At 71.8% G+C, this 16,728-nt stretch carries 11 protein-coding genes; 8 read left to right on the forward strand and 3 right to left on the reverse strand.

The window, feature by feature from the left end; translation table 11 throughout:
* Nucleotides 1-128: 128 nt before the first annotated feature.
* Genes ASD62_RS16825 through ASD62_RS16835 form a run of 3 tightly spaced genes read left to right on the forward strand, consistent with a single transcriptional unit; the run spans nt 129 to nt 7,212 of the window.
* The gene (locus tag ASD62_RS16825) at nt 129-5,012 is read left to right on the forward strand and encodes an NAD-glutamate dehydrogenase (protein WP_056917478.1); all 4,884 of its coding nucleotides are present in this window, start codon (nt 129-131) and stop codon (nt 5,010-5,012) included.
* Nucleotides 5,009-5,704, forward strand: a complete 696-nt coding sequence (locus ASD62_RS16830) for an MOSC domain-containing protein (RefSeq protein ID WP_056916952.1) — start codon at nt 5,009-5,011, stop codon at nt 5,702-5,704. The genes ASD62_RS16825 and ASD62_RS16830 overlap by 4 nt, the downstream gene beginning before the upstream one ends.
* 14 nt (nt 5,705-5,718) lie before the next feature.
* Complete coding sequence (locus ASD62_RS16835; protein WP_056916953.1) at nt 5,719-7,212, forward strand: sensor histidine kinase; 1,494 nt, start codon at nt 5,719-5,721, stop codon at nt 7,210-7,212.
* A 91-nt stretch (nt 7,213-7,303) separates the two neighbouring features.
* Here ASD62_RS16835 and ASD62_RS16840 read toward each other — a convergent pair whose 3' ends face one another.
* Nucleotides 7,304-7,552 carry a WhiB family transcriptional regulator gene (locus ASD62_RS16840; RefSeq protein WP_056916954.1) on the reverse strand — a complete coding sequence of 83 codons (249 nt, stop codon included), beginning with the start codon at nt 7,550-7,552 and terminating at the stop codon, nt 7,304-7,306.
* Nucleotides 7,553-7,978: 426 nt separating this feature from the next.
* Between ASD62_RS16840 and ASD62_RS16845 the strand changes: the two genes are divergently transcribed.
* Complete coding sequence (locus tag ASD62_RS16845; RefSeq protein WP_200956905.1) at nt 7,979-8,455, forward strand: hypothetical protein; 477 nt, start codon at nt 7,979-7,981, stop codon at nt 8,453-8,455.
* A 104-nt stretch (nt 8,456-8,559) separates the two neighbouring features.
* Here ASD62_RS16845 and ASD62_RS16850 read toward each other — a convergent pair whose 3' ends face one another.
* Both ASD62_RS16850 and ASD62_RS16855 read right to left on the reverse strand, forming a co-directional pair.
* A complete protein-coding gene (locus ASD62_RS16850; protein WP_056916955.1) occupies nt 8,560-8,958 on the reverse strand; it encodes a PPOX class F420-dependent oxidoreductase in 399 nt (132 codons plus the stop codon).
* A 9-nt stretch (nt 8,959-8,967) separates the two neighbouring features.
* Nucleotides 8,968-13,242 carry an FtsK/SpoIIIE domain-containing protein gene (locus ASD62_RS16855; protein WP_056916956.1) on the reverse strand — a complete coding sequence of 1,425 codons (4,275 nt, stop codon included), beginning with the start codon at nt 13,240-13,242 and terminating at the stop codon, nt 8,968-8,970.
* Nucleotides 13,243-13,411: 169 nt separating this feature from the next.
* On the opposite strand from ASD62_RS16855, the gene ASD62_RS16860 reads away from it, so the two are divergent.
* From ASD62_RS16860 to ASD62_RS16875, 4 genes are read left to right on the forward strand one after another with little or no spacing between them, the layout of a single operon-like run.
* Entirely contained in the window at nt 13,412-14,635 is a 1,224-nt protein-coding gene (locus ASD62_RS16860) for a CpaF family protein (RefSeq protein ID WP_056916957.1), read from the forward strand.
* Nucleotides 14,636-14,645: 10 nt separating this feature from the next.
* Nucleotides 14,646-15,554, forward strand: a complete 909-nt coding sequence (locus ASD62_RS16865; protein ID WP_235529126.1) for a type II secretion system F family protein — start codon at nt 14,646-14,648, stop codon at nt 15,552-15,554.
* Complete coding sequence (locus ASD62_RS16870) at nt 15,551-16,504, forward strand: type II secretion system F family protein (protein ID WP_056916958.1); 954 nt, start codon at nt 15,551-15,553, stop codon at nt 16,502-16,504. The genes ASD62_RS16865 and ASD62_RS16870 overlap by 4 nt, the downstream gene beginning before the upstream one ends.
* Before the next feature lie 22 nt (nt 16,505-16,526).
* The gene (locus tag ASD62_RS16875; RefSeq protein WP_056916959.1) at nt 16,527-16,727 is read left to right on the forward strand and encodes a hypothetical protein; all 201 of its coding nucleotides are present in this window, start codon (nt 16,527-16,529) and stop codon (nt 16,725-16,727) included.
* Nucleotide 16,728: the final 1 nt, after the last annotated feature.

Genomic DNA, 16,728 nt, shown 5'->3' on the forward strand with positions numbered 1-16,728 from the left:
CATCCTCGGCGCCGAAACGCGTCGGAGGCCCGTGAGTCCCGCGGCCGACGAGCGATAGTCTCGTCCCGACGCACAACGAGGTGCGCCCACGCATGCACGACGACCCCGTGAGGATGAAGACCACAAGCATGTCTGCGTCGCTGGAGCAGTCCCGTCAGCAACTCCTGCGTTCCGCTGCGGAGCGCGCCGAGCACGACGGGGGTGAGGTCGAGGAGTTCCTCCGCGCCTACTACCGCCACGTGGCGACCGAGGACCTGCTCGCCCGAGCCCCCGAGGACCTTCTCGGAGCCGCGCTCGCGCACCGCGACCTCGCCAGGAGCCGCCCGGTCGGGACGGCCAAGGTCGACGTGTTCAACCCCGACGTCGCCGAGCAGGGCTGGACGAGCGGTCACACCGTCGTCCAGGTCGTCACCGACGACATGCCGTTCCTCGTCGACTCCGTCACCGCCGAGCTGCAGCGGATGGACCGTGCGGTCCACCTGGTCGTGCACCCGACCATGCGGGTGCGGCGCGACGCCACGGGCGAGCTGGAGCAGGTGCTGCTCGACGGCACGGCCGCGGGGGACGGCGCCGACGCCGGCAGCTTCGGCGAGGTCCGCGAGTCGTGGATGCACCTCGAGGTCGACCGCGACAGCAACGCCGAGGACCTGCAGGCGATCGCCGAGGGCCTGCGCGGCGTGCTGGCCAACGTCCGTGAGGCCGTCGAGGACTGGCCGAAGATGAAGGAGACCTGCTCCGCGCTCGCGGTGGAGCTCGGTGTCAGGCCGCCGCACGGCATACCGGCTGCGGAGGTGGAGCAGGCTCGCGGTCTGCTCGAGTGGCTGGCCGGCAACCACTTCACCTTCCTCGGCTACCGCGAGTACGCCCTGGTGCGGGGCGCCGACGCCGACACCCTCCAGGCGGTCCACGGCACCGGTCTCGGCCTGCTGCGCTACGACCCCACGGGGGAGGGGGTGCTGCTGTCGGAGCAGGCGCGCACCGTCGCACGGGCGCCGGAGCTGCTCATCATCACCAAGGCCAACTCGCGCGCGACGGTGCACCGCAACACCTACCTCGACTACGTCAGCGTCAAGCAGTTCGACGACGCGGGTGTCGTGACGGGGGAGAAGCGCTTCCTCGGACTGTTCACCTCGAGCGCCTACACCGAGTCGGTGACGCGGGTTCCGGTGCTGCGCGACAAGGTGGCGGCGATCTTCGAGCGCACCGGGTTCCTGCCCGACTCGCACTCGGGCAAGGATCTGCTCGAGGTCCTCGAGAACTACCCGCGCGACGAGCTGTTCCAGGCCGACGAGGAGTCGCTGTACGACAACGCGACCGCCGTCCTGCACCTTCAGGAGCGCCGCAAGACCAAGCTGTTCCTGCGGCGTGACCGGTTCGGCCGGTTCGTCTCGGCGCTGGTCTACATCCCGCGCGACCGCTACAACACCGCGGTCCGCCTGAAGATGGAATCCATTCTCCACCAAGCTTTTCCGGGCGCCACGGTCGACTACACGACTCGGGTCTCGGAGTCCGTCCTGGCCCGTCTCCACTTCGTCGTGCGCGTGCCCTCGGGCGAGTCCATCCCGGCGGTCGACGAGGCCGTCCTCGAGCGCCAGCTCGTCGACGCCACGCGCACGTGGGAGGAGGACCTGTCCGAGGCGGCCCGCGCCGAGCACGGCGAGGAGGCGGCCGCGCGGCTCTCCGGGCTCTACGGCAGGGCCTTCCCCGAGGCCTACAAGGAGGACTTCACCTCCCGGGTCGGTGTCGTCGACATCCGTCACATGGACGCGCTCGAGAACGCCGACTCCACCGGCCTCAACATGTACCAGGAGCCGGGTGCCCCGGCCGGCGAGCGGCGGTTCAAGCTCTACCGCCGCAGCCCCCTGTCGCTGACCCAGGTGCTGCCGATGTTCACCCACATGGGTGTCGAGGTCGTCGACGAGCGCCCCTACGAGGTGTCGCGCGGCGATGGCGTCGACCTGTGGGTCTACGACTTCGGCCTGCGCGTCCGCAACCACAAGGTGTGGTCCGGCGAGGGTGGTCGCGACCGGCTGCGTGAGCTGTTCCAGGACGCGGTCGGGGCAGTGTGGAACGGTCGCGCGGAGTCCGACGGTTTCAACGCACTCGTCCTCGGTGCCGGGCTCACCTGGCGTCAGGTCGTCATCCTGCGCACGGTCGCGAAGTACCTGCGGCAGACCGGGTCGACCTTCTCCCAGGACTACGTCGAGTCGGCGCTCGTGCAGAACCTGCGGCTCGCCGGGCGGCTCGTCGCCCTGTTCGAGGCGCGGTTCGACCCCAGCCGGTATGGCGCCGCGGCCGGAGGGGAGCGCGAAGCTGCCGAGGCCGCGCTGGTCGAGGAGATCACGACCGGGCTCGACGAGGTCAAGTCCCTCGACCACGACCGCATCATCCGCGCGTTCCTCGGCGTCATCCAGGCGACGCTGCGGACGAACTTCTACCAGCGGGACGAGTCCGGGGCCGACAAGACCTACGTCTCGATCAAGCTCAACCCGAAGAAGGTGCCCGACCTGCCCGCCCCGCGGCCGCAGTTCGAGATCTTCGTCTACTCACCGCGCGTCGAGGGCGTGCACCTGCGGTTCGGGCCGGTGGCCCGTGGCGGGTTGCGCTGGTCCGACCGACGTGAGGACTTCCGCACGGAGGTGCTGGGACTCGTCAAGGCGCAGATGGTCAAGAACGCCGTCATCGTCCCCACCGGGTCCAAGGGCGGCTTCTACGCCAAGCAGCTGCCGGACCCGTCGGTCGACCGCGACGCCTGGCTGGCCGAGGGCATCGGCTCCTACAAGGTCTTCATCTCCGGTCTGCTCGACCTCACCGACAACCGCGTCGGCGGCGACATCGTCCCCCCGGCGTCGGTGGTGCGGCACGACGAGGACGACTCCTACCTCGTCGTCGCGGCTGACAAGGGCACGGCCACCTTCTCCGACATCGCCAACGGCGTCGCGCAGTCCTACGGATTCTGGCTCGACGACGCGTTCGCCTCCGGCGGTTCGGCCGGCTACGACCACAAGGCCATGGGCATCACCGCCCGCGGTGCCTGGGAGTCGGTGAAGCGCCACTTCCGCGAGATGGGTGTCGACACCCAGACCCAGGACTTCACGGCCGTCGGCATCGGCGACATGAGTGGTGACGTCTTCGGCAACGGCATGCTGCTGTCGGAGCACATCCGCCTCGTGGCCGCGTTCGACCACCGCCACATCTTCGTCGACCCCACCCCCGTGGCGGCGACGAGCTTCCCCGAGCGCAAGCGGCTGTTCGACCTCCCGCGGTCGTCGTGGGCCGACTACGACGCCTCGCTCATCAGCACCGGTGGCGGCATCTTCGACCGGTCGCTCAAGTCGATCCGGATCACCCCGGAGATGACCGAGGCGCTCGGGCTGGCCAAGGGCACGACCAGCCTGACCCCGGCCGAGCTGATGAAGGCGATCCTCCAGGCACCGGTCGACCTGCTCTGGAACGGCGGCATCGGCACCTATGTCAAGGCGGGCTCCGAGTCGAGCTCCGACATCGGCGACCGGGCCAACGACGCCATCCGCGTCGACGGGAACGCGTTGCGCTGCAAGGTCATCGGCGAGGGCGGCAACCTCGGCCTCTCGCAGCTCGGTCGCATCGAGGCGTCCCTGCACGGGGTGCGTGTCAACACCGACGCGATCGACAACAGCGCCGGGGTCGACACCTCCGACCACGAGGTCAACATCAAGATCCTGCTCACCGACCTCGTGCGCAACGGCGACATGACGCTCAAGCAGCGCAACACCCTGCTCGCGTCGATGACCGACGACGTGGCGCACCAGGTGCTGCGCGACAACTACGAGCAGAACGTCCTGCTGGGCAACGCCCGCGCGCAGGAGCACCCCATGCTTCCCGTGCACCAGCGGCTCATCCACTGGCTCGAGGAGCGTGGCGACCTCGACCGCGCGCTGGAGTTCCTGCCCAGCGACAGCGAGATCGACCGGCGCTTCCAGGACGGCCTGGGCCTGAAGTCCCCCGAGTTCTCGGTGCTCGTGGCCTACGCCAAGCTGGCGCTCAAGGACGACCTGCTGCCGACGGGTCTGCCCGACGACCCGTGGTTCCAGCAGACGCTCACCGACTACTTCCCGGCGGCCCTGCGCGAGCAGTTCGCCGGCGAGCTGGCCGACCACCCGCTGCGCCGCGAGATCATCACCAACTCGGTGGTCAACTCGATGGTCAACCGCGGTGGCATCACCTTCGCCTTCAGGGCGATGGAGGAGACGGGGGCGACGCCGGAGCAGATCGCGCGGGCGTTCGTCGTCTGCCGCGAGATCTTCGACCTGCCGAGCTTCGTGCGCGAGGTGGAGGCGCTGGACAACGTCGTCTCCACCGACGTGCAGAGCCAGCTCTACCTCGAGTTCCGTCGCCTCATCGACCGCTCCATCCGGTGGTTCCTCACGTCCCGGCCCTCGCGGCTCGACGTGGCCGGCGAGGTCGCCCGGTTCGGCGCGGTCGTGCGCGAGTTCGCCCCCAAGGTGCCCGAGATGCTCAAGGGCGCCGAGCTCAAGCGCCTCCAGCGCAACACCGCCAGGCTCGAGCAGCTCGGTGTGCCCGACGACCTCGCCCTGCGCTCGGCCAGCCTGCTCGACCAGTTCTCGCTGCTCGACATCGTCGACATCGCGACCGACACGGGGGAGGAGCCGGCCGACATCGCCTGCCTCTACTTCGTGCTGTCCGAGAAGTTCGGCATCGACGGGATGCTCACGCGGGTCACGAACCTGCCGCGTGACGACCGCTGGGACGCCCTGGCGCGTGGTGCCCTGCGCGACGACCTGTATGCCGTGCTGGAGAGCCTCGTGCGCTCGGTCATGGACACCTCGACGGTCGGTGGCTCGCCGGGCTCGCGCTACGAGGAGTGGGCCGACGCCAACGCCGAGTCGCTGACCCGGGCGACGACCGCCCTGTCCGGCATCGAGCGGCTCGACCACCCCAACATCGCTGCCCTGTCCGTCGCCCTGCGCACCCTGCGTTCGGTGATCCGCTCCGGAGCCGCCACCTCGTGACCGCGCGCGTGGTCGGGTTGCGGTGCTTCCCCGTGAAGTCCGCGGGTGGGCAGTCGCTGCCTGCCCTCGAGGTCGAGGTCGCGGGTGTCGTCGGCGACCGCGCCTGGGCGGTCCACGACGCCGCGGACAAGCTCGCGTCCGGCAAGCACACCCGCCGCTTCCGGCGGATGGACCCGGTGTTCACGCTCGTGGCGAGCCGGCGCGGGGACGAGACCGTCCTGGTCCTGCCCGACGGCACCGAGCTCGTGGCGGGTGACGCGGCGACGGACGAGTCCCTCAGCCGCCACTTCGGCGAGCCGGTGAGCCTCCAGCGGGAGGGCGCCATACCGCACCAGGACGCGGCACCGATCTCGCTGGTGGGGACGGCCACCCTGGCCGAGCTCGGCCGGCACGAGGGTGACGGCAGCCCGGTGGACCCGCGGCACGTGCGCGCCAACCTCGTGGTCGAGACCGAGCAGCCGTATGCGGAGGAGTCCTGGGTGGGCGGTGAGGTGACCATCGGTGGGGTGCGGCTGCGCATCACCGAACCCACGGAGCGCTGCCGCATGGTCGGGATCGCCCAGGTGGACCTGCCGGCCCGTCCGGGGATGCTCAGGGCCGTCGCGGACCACCACGACCTGGTCGCAGGCGTCTACGCCGAGGTCGTCACACCCGGCCGGGTGGCCCTCGGCGACGAGGTCGTCCGCGCCTGACCTAGGCTGCCCGGGTGCCCACGCTGAACGAGGTGCTCCACGCGTCGACCGACCTTGCCCCCGGTGAGGTCGAGTGGCTGCAGCTGCTCGTCGGGGACTGGCAGCTCATCTCGGACCTGTCCTTCGCCGACCTCGTGCTGTGGGTCCCCGGAGGGCTCGAGGGCTGGCTGGCCGTGGCGCACGTGCGCCCGACGACCGGACAGATGGTGTTCTTCGAGGACGTCGTCGGGCGGCGCACGCACCGGGGTCGGCAGTCGCTGCTGGACCAGGCGTACGCCGATCGCCGCATCGTCCGCGAGCGGGACCCGATCTTCCGTGACGACATGCCGGTGCGGGAGGAGGCCATCCCCGTCGTCAAGAACGGCCGGGCGCTGGCGGTCATCACCCGCCACACCAACCTCGCCGCGATGCGCACGCCGAGCCGCCTCGAGCTGACCTACCAGGCCCTGGCCGACGCCCTGGCCCGGATGATCGCTGCGGGGGAGTTCCCCAACGTGTCGGCCCCCACCGGCCAGCGGCGCGGCGCCCCGCGCGTCGGTGACGGCGTGATCCGCCTCGACGTCAACGGCATCGTGTCGTACGCCAGCCCCAACGCCCTCTCCGCCATCCACCGCCTCGGCCACGTCGGCGACGTCATCGGCGAGCTGCTCGCCAAGGTCGTCGCCGACCTGCTGCGCGACGAGTCGCCGGTCGACGAGTCGTTGGCCGTCGTCGTCACCGGTCGCGCCCCGTGGCGCACCGAGGTGAGCTCGCGCGGCTCGAGCGTCTCGATGCGCGCCATACCGCTGACCGAGGGTGGGCAGCGGGTCGGTGCCCTGCTCCTGCTGCGCGACGTCTCCGAGCTGCGCCGCCGTGAGCGCGAGCTCATCACCAAGGACGCGACGATCCGCGAGATCCACCACCGGGTGAAGAACAACCTGCAGACGGTGGCGGCCCTGCTGCGCCTGCAGGCGCGGCGGCTCCCCGAGGGGGAGGCGGGGCGCGTGGCACTCGAGGAGGCGGTCCGCCGGGTCGGGGTCATCGCGCTCGTGCACGAGACCTTGAGCCAGGGCTTCGACGAGACGGTGGAGTTCGACGACATCGCCGTCCGCGGCCTGCAGGCGATCACCGAGGTGGCCAAGGTCGAGCACCCCATCACGACGAAGGTCGTGGGCTCGTTCGGGATGCTGCGGGCCGAGGACGCCACCGCGATGGCGATGATCCTGTCCGAGCTCGTGCAGAACGCCGTCGAGCACGGGCTCGCCGACGTCACCGACGGCACCGTGTGCGTCGAGGCGCAGCGGTCCACCGACGACCGGGGTGACGAGGTCCTGTCGGTGACGATCACTGACGACGGGGTGGGGCTGCCGCAGGGGTTCAGGCCGGGTGCGTCCGGCCTCGGGACGCAGATCGTCGAGTCGCTCGTGCAGGACCTGCGCGGGCGGATCGTGTGGGAGCCGGCCGAGCCGCGCGGGACGCGGGCCAGGTTCGTGGCGCGGCTGCGGCCCCTGGGGCGCGACGGCTCCTAGGCAGACGGCTCGCGGGCAGCAGAAGGAGTGCCCCAGCTCGCGGGATCCGCGACCTGAGGCACTCTGAGAGGGTGAGGCAGGGGGGGCTGCGTCAGCCGGCGCGGCGGGCGCGAGCGTTGCGACGCTTGAGCGCGCGACGCTCGTCCTCGGACATTCCGCCCCAGACGCCGGCGTCCTGGCCGGACTCGATGGCCCACTTGAGGCAGGTGTCGACGACCTCGCAGCGTCGGCAGACAACTTTGGCTTCCTCGATCTGGAGGATGGCTGGGCCGGTGTTCCCGATCGGGAAGAACAGCTCAGGGTCCTCGTCGAGGCAGGCAGCGCGGTCGCGCCAATCCATGAAGATCGTGCTCCTTGTTGTGCAGGGGGAAGTGCGCCGGTCCATGGACCCAGGGATGACGGGCCAGATGGGCACGGCGCGTCATTGCGGGGTGTGCAGGGTCATGCTCCCGGGGGAACAGGGACGACCGGCGAGCCTAGCCGACCCTCGAACCACGGGGGGTGAAAGAGGTGCGACTAGCCATTTTGGGGGGCTGGGCACAGTTCTGCCAACGGGCCGTCTCACGTTTCTGTTCCAGCGTCACAGATCGCGTCGCGTTTGGGCACCCCTGAGCGGAAGTAACCGACGTGTAACGGTGAGGTTTTGGTCACATTGCCTCCGTTGCGTGGGTATGACGCCGTGCCCGACCGTGCTCGGAAACCCGCGGGGCCCCGTTTCGAAGTGCCCGACCCGTGAGACGACGCCGACCGCGAATACCCTGTGGGGGTGAGCGACCAGCCCGGCCCGACCAGCCCTTCCGCCGCCCAGCCGACCCCGCACGGTAACCGCTCGCCGCGCGTCCGGGACGTCTACCGCGACCTGGCGGCCGCCCTGTCCGGCGCCCAGGCCCTGTCGTTGCTGGGGTTCGTCGTCTTCTACCTCTGGGAGCTGGCGCAGGGGGCCGGCAAGGACGCGGTCCTCGTGGTCATGTCGGCGCTGCTGATCCTTGTCTTCGCCGTCGGCATCGGCGCCCTCGCCCGAGGGTGGTGGCGCGGCGACAACTGGCCCAACACCCCGACCGTCGTCTGGAACCTGTTGCTCCTGCCGGTGGCGTGGAGCCTGTTCCAGGCGGGGCGGTGGGTCGTCGCCCTGCTCCTGGCGGTGGTGGCCGTCGTCGGCATCGTCGCGGCGGTCCGCGCGGACACCACGGAGGCCTCGGACGGTTCCGACGGTGCCGGCGCCCGCCCGCCCACCGCTGGCTGAGGGGGTCGGACGCTACGTCACTGATCGCGTCACGCGATCAGTGACGTAGCGTCCAACGCCTCACCCCCGGGCCTCGGGTGGAGGAGAGCTGCGGGGCGGCGGGCTCAGGCCGACGTGATGCGCAGCATGGTGCGGTCGGTGTGGCCGCGGCGCATGATCTTCTCGATCGTCATTACGATGAGGTACTCGATCCCGTACTTGGGCCTGAGCACCGTGTCGAGCCTCCGCATCGCCTCAGGTCCCTGGACGATCTCGGCCACGGCGGCGACCGTGGGTGCCCCGTCCTCGACGGTGCCTCGCCGGGAGCACGGCTGGAGCTCGACACGGGTGTTGTTGCGCAGCCGCTTGACCTTGCCGCTCCCGCTGGGGGTGGTCACGACGAGGGCGTCGCCCTCCCTCCCGATCCACACCGGGGTCGAGACGCCGACGCCGGTCTTGCGGAACGTCGTCAGGGACACGAACTTCTCGTCGCCGAGGGCGTCGAGGGTGGGGGCAGTGGTCATGTCGCGACGCTACCCCGGTGCACCAGGGCCAGCGAGCGGGGCAGCCGCCGGGCCGCCGGCGACCCCGGTGCCAGGCCGGGCGACCTGCACAGGGGTGGCAGATCCCCGCCGCACCAGGTGACCTCGCCCCGGTCGGGCCCGCCGGTCCACGGGGACCCGCAGCCCGAAGAGGTCCGCCTCCGCGGAGGATGCGGGGCCGAGGAGAAGGCCGGTGCGGTGGCGTGCGACCTCGAGGGCCGCGCCGCGGTACATGGAGGACAGGGTGCTCGCGGCGGCGCCCACGACCAGGAGCCCCTGGTCACGGTCGGCCAGGTGGGAGACCTCGCGCAGGACCGCCTCGACGGGCTGGTCCAGCAGCGCGTCGACGTCGTCGGCCAGCACCACCAGCGAGGGAGCCCGCCGACGGGCCTCGACGAGACCGCCGCCGTCGGTGCCGTCGGACCAGCTGAGGACGGCAGGTTCGGCGCGCAGCACGTCCAGCGGGCCACCCCGCGGTGCGACGACCGCGACGGGTCGGCCGGCTGCGAGGTGCCGGCGAGCGAGGAGGAGCAGCGCGCTTGACACACCGGAGGCGGCGGGGCCCGTGACGAGCCAGCGTCGTCCGTCCTGCTGCGGGTCGAGCCCCAGCACGGTCGACTCGTCGCCCCCGATCCCGACGGGCACGATGCCGGCCGGGTACGGCGGCCGGTCCGGGTGCGGCCGGAGCTCCTCCTCATGCACCTCCAGGGGCAGCTCGTCCACCCGAAGGGGCGACCGCCCCGGCAGGTCGGTCGTCGGCGGACTGGTCGTCGGCGGGCCTTCCTCGTTGCGCGGCTCCGGCGGCAGGGCGAGCTGGACCTCGTTCCCCTCCATGGTGAGTCCCCGCCCGGGGCAGGTGAGGGCAGCGACCCGGCCCGGCGGCATACCGAGCAGGACCGCGTCCGTGGGATCGGCCAGGCGCAGCACGACGCGTCGGGTGACGGTGCCGGCCACCCGGCCCAGGAGGAGGGAGCGGCCGCCTGCGACGACCGCGGTGAGGCCGACTCCCTGCCCGTCCTGCAGGAGAGCGAGGAGCTGGTCGGTGAGGGTGCTGAGGGCGAGGTCGTCGGTCCGGCCGGCGACGAGGTCCCAGTCGTCGACGAGCAGGAGCATCGGCGGCAGGGCGGTCCCGTCGCCGCGGGCCAGGGCGGCACGGCGTTCGGCGACCTCGGTGGCGAGTCGCGAGACCAGTCGTTCGACCCGCCTGGGGTCGGTCCAGTCGACGACGGCACCCACCTGTGGCAGGGCCGACAGGGCGGCCAAGCCGCCACCGAGGGCGTAGACGTGCAGCGACGTGGCGTCGCGTTGGTTGCAGCAGGCCACGGCATGGGTGAGCAGGGCGGTGGTCCGGCCACTGCCCGGTCCGCCGACGACGGCCCAGTGACCGCGGGCGCGCAGGTCGAACGCCAACATCTCGCGCGACTGGCGTTCCGGCACGTCCACCAGCCCGAGGTGTGCGGTGAACGGGTCGTCGGTGGCGTCGAGGTCTGCGTGGGGAAGCTCGACGGGGAGGGGCGGCAGCCAGGCGGGGCTGGCCGCGACGAAGCCGCCCGCAGCCGTGGCCTGCCGCACGGTGTCGACGATGACGCCGAGCTCGGTGCGCGTCGCGGGACCCGTGCGCGGCTGTGCGGGAGGGTCGGCGCTCCACGCCCGGACGCGGACCGGTGTCGCCCGTGGCTGTGGAACCAGGGCGCCCACGTGCGCGGACTGGAACTCGACCAGGCCCGAACCGCCGACGCGGGCGTAGGCGCGGCCCGGCGTCGAAGGGGGCAGGGCAGCAGCCGCAGGGCTGTCGACGACGTCCTCGGAGTCGAGACGGTCACGCATGCGCAGAGCGATGCGGAGGTTGACGTTGGCCTTGATGTCGGCGGTGACCACACCCGCGGGGCGTTGGGTGGCGAGGACGAGGTGGATGCCCAGGGACCGGCCGAGGGCTGCAAGGTGGACCAGGCCGTCGACGAAGGCGGGGAGCTCGTCGGCGAGGGCTCGGAACTCGTCGACCACCACGACGAGCCGGGCCAACGGCAATGCCGCTCCTGCTGGACTCGCTTGGTACGCAACGAGATCGGCAACACCGGCAGCTCGCAGGATGCGTTCGCGGCGCGTCACCTCGGCAGTGAGCGACGTCAGTGCGCGGGCGGCCAGCTGGTCATCGAGGTCCGTGACGACGCCGGACACGTGGGGTAGGTCCGCGCACTCCCGGAAGGCCGCCCCGCCCTTGTAGTCGACCAGGACGAAGGACAGGTGCTGGGGCGCGTTGTGCAGGGCGAGGCTCGCGACCAGGGTCCTCAGCAGCTCCGACTTGCCCGCCCCCGTGGTGCCCCCGACGAGGACGTGGGGTCCGTCGGCGGCGAGGTCGATCGAGAAGACCCCGGAGCTGCTCGCCCCGATCGGCACCCTCGTGCGGTGCGTGCGGTCGTGCCAACGCCGTGCCAGGTCGGCGCCGTCCTCGCCCGCAGGTCGGTCACGGGCCAGCAGGCCGACGTTCGTGGGCAGGGCAGCCCGCCCGTCCGTCGGTGTGGCGTCACGCAGGGGAGCCAACGACCGGGCGAGCCGGTGCGACCACCCGGGCCCGACGCCGTCCACGACGAGGTCGTGGTGCCGGTGGTCGGTGAGCGAGAGCGTGGGTGCGCCGTTGCCGGAGAGCTCGAGGACGGCACCGGCCTCGTTCGGCAGCTCACGGAGGTCCGAGCCCAGGGCCAGGGTGAGGACGCCGGCCCGTGGTCCGTCGGCGAGAACGGTCGCGAGGTCGGTCAGCTCCCGGGCCCCGACCATCGCGTCGACCACGACGACGGTGGTGGGGCCGTCCCACCGACCGGGCCGGCGGTCGGCACGGCGTAGACGGACGGTGGCTGCCAGGTCGGCGAGGGTGGTGTCGGTGTTGTCAGGCGACCCCCCTCGTCGGGAGCTGTTGTGGCAGTGCGGGATCCGGGTCACCCACTCCCAGGTCGCCCGTTCCGGGGTGTCGGCAAGGATGACGACCTCCAGGTCGGAGGGCGAGTGCATCGTCACCAGCTGGCCCACCAGCGACCGTGCACTGGCGAGGACGGCCGCTCGCTGACCGCAGAGCCCGAGAACGCCGACGTCGACGAGGGAGACGACGCACGGGACGTCCCGGAGGTGCGGCTGCACCAGGTCCCCGGCCGGTTCGCCACCGGACGTGAGGCGCAGCGAGGCATCGCGACCACACCGACCGACCGCGACGGTCCACGCGTCGTCGTCGCCGCGACGCCGCTCCCAGATCCGCTCCGTGGGTCCGGAGGCGATCCCCAGGATCGTGGCGGGGTCGGGGAAGGTGCAGTGGAGCGTGCTTGCCTCTGTGCGGCAGGTGGCCTCGATCCGTTCGCGCACGACCCGGAGCGCAGCGTCGTGCGCCGCCCGCTCACCGGCATACGTGCGGCGGGCGCCCCAGCGGTCGCTCAGCGCGGTGCCGACCATGAGCACCGGACCCATCAGGGCGAAGGCGAGCATGGTCGGGCCCACCACGACGGCGAGGACGCCGGCGACGGGTACCGGCAGGAGGACGGCGACCCATGGCACGCGGGCGCGCCGCGGGGGTGGGGGCGGGGTCGGCAGGGCGATCGTCGGTGTCGGCGCAGGGTCGACGACGCGGGGGCGGCGGTTGACGGCCACGGTGCCCTCGCCGGTCGCCCTCGTGGAGGCGGGGACCGCGCCGGTGTGGCGCAGGGCCACCACGGTGTCTCCGAGGTGGATGACGCTCGCCGTGGTGACGGGGACAGGCTGGTCGCCGACGAGCGTGCCGTCGACCCGGGAACCGTTGGTCGACCCCAGGTCCCGCAGGGTGACGCCGGACGCGTCGACACGGATCTCGGTGTGCAGCCTCGAGAGGCTGGGGTCAGCGATCTCGATGGTGGCCTCGGTGGACCGGTCGAGGGTGTGTCGTCCCGGCTGCAGGTCGAGGGTGCGCCCGCACTCGGGGCCGTGCGTGATGGCGAGGACGACCGTGGATCGGGAAGGCCGGCGAGAGCCATTGTCCTGCAACAGATGTGGAGGTTGCAGGGTGACTTCGGCTCCGTCGAGCAACGGCGGCTGTCCCACGACGGCCCCGGGCGCCACCACCCGGCCGGCAACGGCCAGGGACGGTGGCTCGGCCGTCGTGGCGGCCCGAGGTGCGAGGTGGTCGACCAGGGCATCGACGAGATCGGCCGCGGTGGAGCCGGTGACTGCGTCGACCTCCACCTCCACCGTGGCGAACCCGGCGGAGGCACCCGGGGCGCGGTGCGTGACGGTCAGCCGCAGGTGCATCTGCCGGACGCTAGGTCGTCGCCGTGTCCGTTGCGGCCGGTTATCCACCCTTGTGGATTCAGCGGGACGGCGGTGGGCGGTTCGCCCTATTATGCGGCAGACACACCGGGCTCGCGTCCGTGGCGGGGGCCACTGCGGGCACAGACGGCAGCTCGAGGGGGAGGTGACGATGGACGCGGTCCTGACCGTGGAGTCCGAGGTGCGCGAACTGATCCGGCGCTCCGGACTCGACCCCGCGCGCGACACCAAGGAACTCACCCGACTGGTGCGTGATGCCGTGGCGGACTACGACGAACGCTCGCTGCACGGCGGACTGCCCAGCCTGCCGAACGTCGAGGACGCCGTGAAGTCCGTGATCGACGCGGTCGCCGGGTTCGGCCCGCTCCAGCAGTACTTCGACGATCCCGAGGTCGAGGAGATCTGGATCAACGAGCCGTCCAAGGTGTTCGTCGCCCGCGGTGGGGTGGCCGAGCTGACGACGACGTTCCTCACGGCCGACGGCGTCCGCGACCTCGTCGAACGCATGCTCAAGACCAGCGGGCGCCGGGTCGACCTCTCCAGCCCCTTCGTCGACGCGGTGCTCCCGGACGGCTCCCGGCTGCACGTCGTCATCCCCGACATCACGAGGTCGCACTGGAACGTGAACATCCGCAAGTTCGTCGTCCGGGCCTCGCACCTCGACGACCTCGTGGCGCTGGGCACCCTCACCCCCCAGGCCGCGACCTTCCTGGGTGCCGCCGTCGCCGCCGGGTTGAACATCCTCGTCGCCGGCGGAACGCAGGCAGGCAAGACGACCCTGCTGAACTGCCTCAGCTCCGCGATCCCTGCGCGCGAGCGGGTGGTCACGTGCGAGGAGGTCTTCGAGCTGAAGATCCCCCTGCGGGACGTCGCGTCCATGCAGTGCCGCCAGCCGAGCCTCGAGGGCACTGGCGAGATCCCGTTGCGACGCCTGGTGAAGGAAGCCCTTCGTATGCGGCCCTCACGCATCATCGTGGGCGAGGTGCGGCAGGCCGAGAGCCTCGACCTCCTCATCGCCCTCAACAGCGGCCTGCCCGGGATGTGCACCATCCACGCCAACAGCGCCCGGGAGGCGATCACGAAGATGTGCACGCTGCCGCTGCTGGCCGGCGAGAACGTCGGCAGCCGCTTCGTGGTCCCCACCGTCGCCGGATCCATCGACATCGTCATCCACGCCGCACTGGAGCACGACGGGGTGCGACGGGTCCGGGAGATCGTGGCGGTCCCGGGACGGGTCGAGGCCGACGTCGTCGAGGTCGCCGACCTCTTCGTCCAGCGCGAAGGAGTGCTGCGCCGGGCCGAAGGGTTCCCGCCGCACCCGGAGCGGTTCCGCCGGGCGGGGTTCGATGTCGCTGCGCTCCTGGCGCAGGGCTGAGGACGGCGTCGTGGACGGGTTGCGCGCGCTGGTGAGCGGGGTCGGGGGCAGCGCCACCGGCACCCTGCTCGGGCTGGTGCTGGGCTGTGGTCTGTTCTGCATCTGGTGGTCGGCCTGGGTCCCGGCTCCTCGAGCGGTGGCAACGCCTCGGGTGACCGTGTCGGACCGGCTGCGCGACGAGCTCGTGCAGGCCGGTTACGACTCGGTGGGACCGCGGAGCCTGGTCAGCGCCTGCGCCATCGCGTTCACCCTCGTGGTGCTGCTCGTGGCCGCGACCACCGGGGTGGCCCCCGTGGCGCTCTGCTTCGCAGCCATGGCCGGGTACGCCCCGATCGCCCTGGTGCGGATGCGGGCACGCCGTCGGCGCGCGAGCCTGCGCGAGCTGTGGCCGGACGCCGTCGACAACATCGCGTCGGCGGTTCGTGCCGGGATGGCGCTGCCCGAGGCGCTGAGCCAGCTGGGTCGGCGTGGACCGGAGGAGCTGCGACCGGCCTTTCGCGCGTTCGCCGAGGACTACCGCACGACCGGCCGGTTCCAGGAGAGCCTGGACCTGCTGAAGGTCCGGTTGAGCGACCCGGTGGGGGACCGGCTGGTCGAGTCGTTGCGCATCGCCCGCGAGGTCGGCGGCAGTGACCTCGGTCGGTTGCTGCGGACGCTGTCCACGTTCCTGCGTGAGGACAGCCGGACCCGCGCCGAGCTCGAGACCCGCCAGGGGTGGACGGTGAACGCGGCCCGGCTCGCCGTCGCTGCGCCGTGGATCGTCCTGGCGATGCTGTGCACCCGACCCGAGTCGATCCAGGCCTACGCCAGCCCCACCGGCACGGGTGTGCTGCTCGTCGGTGCTGCCATCTCGGTCGCCGCCTACCGCATCATGATCCACATCGGACGACTGCCCGAGGACGAACGGGTGCTGCGATGACGAATCCCGTTGCGGGCGTCGAGATCTCGCTCCCCGGGGCACTGCTGGGGCTGGGCGCCGGCGTGGGCCTGCTGCTCGCGTGGGCGGGCCTGCCCCGCCGCCGCCGGGCCACGCTCGAGGACCGCCTGCTCCCGTACCTGCGCGACGCGCCCCGACCGTCGCGGCTCCTCGCGGGGCGACCGGGCTCGGGTGCCGGCGTCCTCGGGGTGCTCGCCCGGCCCCTTGTTGCCGACCTGGCGCGACGCATCGAGCGGGTGCTGGGCGGCTCGGCCTCCGTGCGACGCCGCCTGTTGCGGGCGGGGCGACCGGCCGACGTCGAGCGGTTCCGGGCGGAGCAGGTGCTCTGGGGTGCGGCCGGCCTCGTCGTGGGGTTGGTCCTGGGGGTCAGCCTGTGGCTGGGCAACGGCGGCTCCGTCGGACCGGCCGTGATCGTGACCCTGTGCGGCGCGGGGGTCGGGGTCGTCGCACGGGACCAGTGGCTCAGCCGTGAGGCGAACCGCCGCGAGGAGAGGATGCTCGCCGAGTTCCCCACCATCGCCGAGCTCCTCGCGCTGGCGGTCGGTGCGGGTGAGGGCGCCGTCGGTGCGCTCGAGCGCGTCTGCCGCCTCTCGCACGGTGAGCTGTCCCACGAGCTCGGCCGCTGCCTTGCCGACGCGCGGGCTGGCGCCAACCTGCCCACCGCCCTGCAGGGTCTGGCCGACCGCACCGGACTCGTCAGCCTGGCCCGTTTCGTCGACGGCATGATCATCGCCGTCGAGCGGGGCACGCCGCTGGCCGACGTGCTGCGGGCCCAGGCCCAGGACGTCCGGGAGACCGGTCGCCGGGCGGTGATGGAGGCCGGGGGCAAGAAGGAGATCGCGATGATGGTTCCGGTCGTCTTCCTCGTCCTACCCGTCACCGTGCTCTTCGCCATCTACCCCGGCTTCTCGTTCCTGCGGTTCTCCATCTGATGGCTCGACGAAAGGTAGACCCATGACGATCCTGACCAAGGCGCTGACCCGGGCGCAGTACGCGCTCCATGGTGCTGCGCGCCGCGACGAACGCGGTGACGTTCCGGGCTGGGTGATGATCACGCTGATGACCGCGGGCCTCGTGGCGGTGCTCTGGACCGTCGCCGACGACCAGCTGCGGGCGTTGTTCAACCGGGCCATGGGCACCGTCTCCGGCCCCTGAC

The sequence above is a fragment of the Phycicoccus sp. Root563 genome (assembly GCF_001427915.1).
Classification (GTDB): domain Bacteria; phylum Actinomycetota; class Actinomycetes; order Actinomycetales; family Dermatophilaceae; genus Pedococcus.

What these genes read in the sequence shown, in the direction of transcription:
- ASD62_RS16850 (WP_056916955.1), bottom strand. Translation starts at nt 8,958, where the DNA reads ATGACCACTGCCCCCACCCTCGACGCCCTCGGCGACGAGAAGTTCGTG.
- ASD62_RS16860 (WP_056916957.1), top strand. Translation starts at nt 13,412, where the DNA reads ATGGACGCGGTCCTGACCGTGGAGTCCGAGGTGCGCGAACTGATCCGG.
- ASD62_RS16875 (WP_056916959.1), top strand. Translation starts at nt 16,527, where the DNA reads ATGACGATCCTGACCAAGGCGCTGACCCGGGCGCAGTACGCGCTCCAT.
- ASD62_RS16855 (WP_056916956.1), bottom strand. Translation starts at nt 13,242, where the DNA reads ATGCACCTGCGGCTGACCGTCACGCACCGCGCCCCGGGTGCCTCCGCC.
- ASD62_RS16840 (WP_056916954.1), bottom strand. Translation starts at nt 7,552, where the DNA reads ATGGATTGGCGCGACCGCGCTGCCTGCCTCGACGAGGACCCTGAGCTG.
- ASD62_RS16825 (WP_056917478.1), top strand. Translation starts at nt 129, where the DNA reads ATGTCTGCGTCGCTGGAGCAGTCCCGTCAGCAACTCCTGCGTTCCGCT.
- ASD62_RS16870 (WP_056916958.1), top strand. Translation starts at nt 15,551, where the DNA reads ATGACGAATCCCGTTGCGGGCGTCGAGATCTCGCTCCCCGGGGCACTG.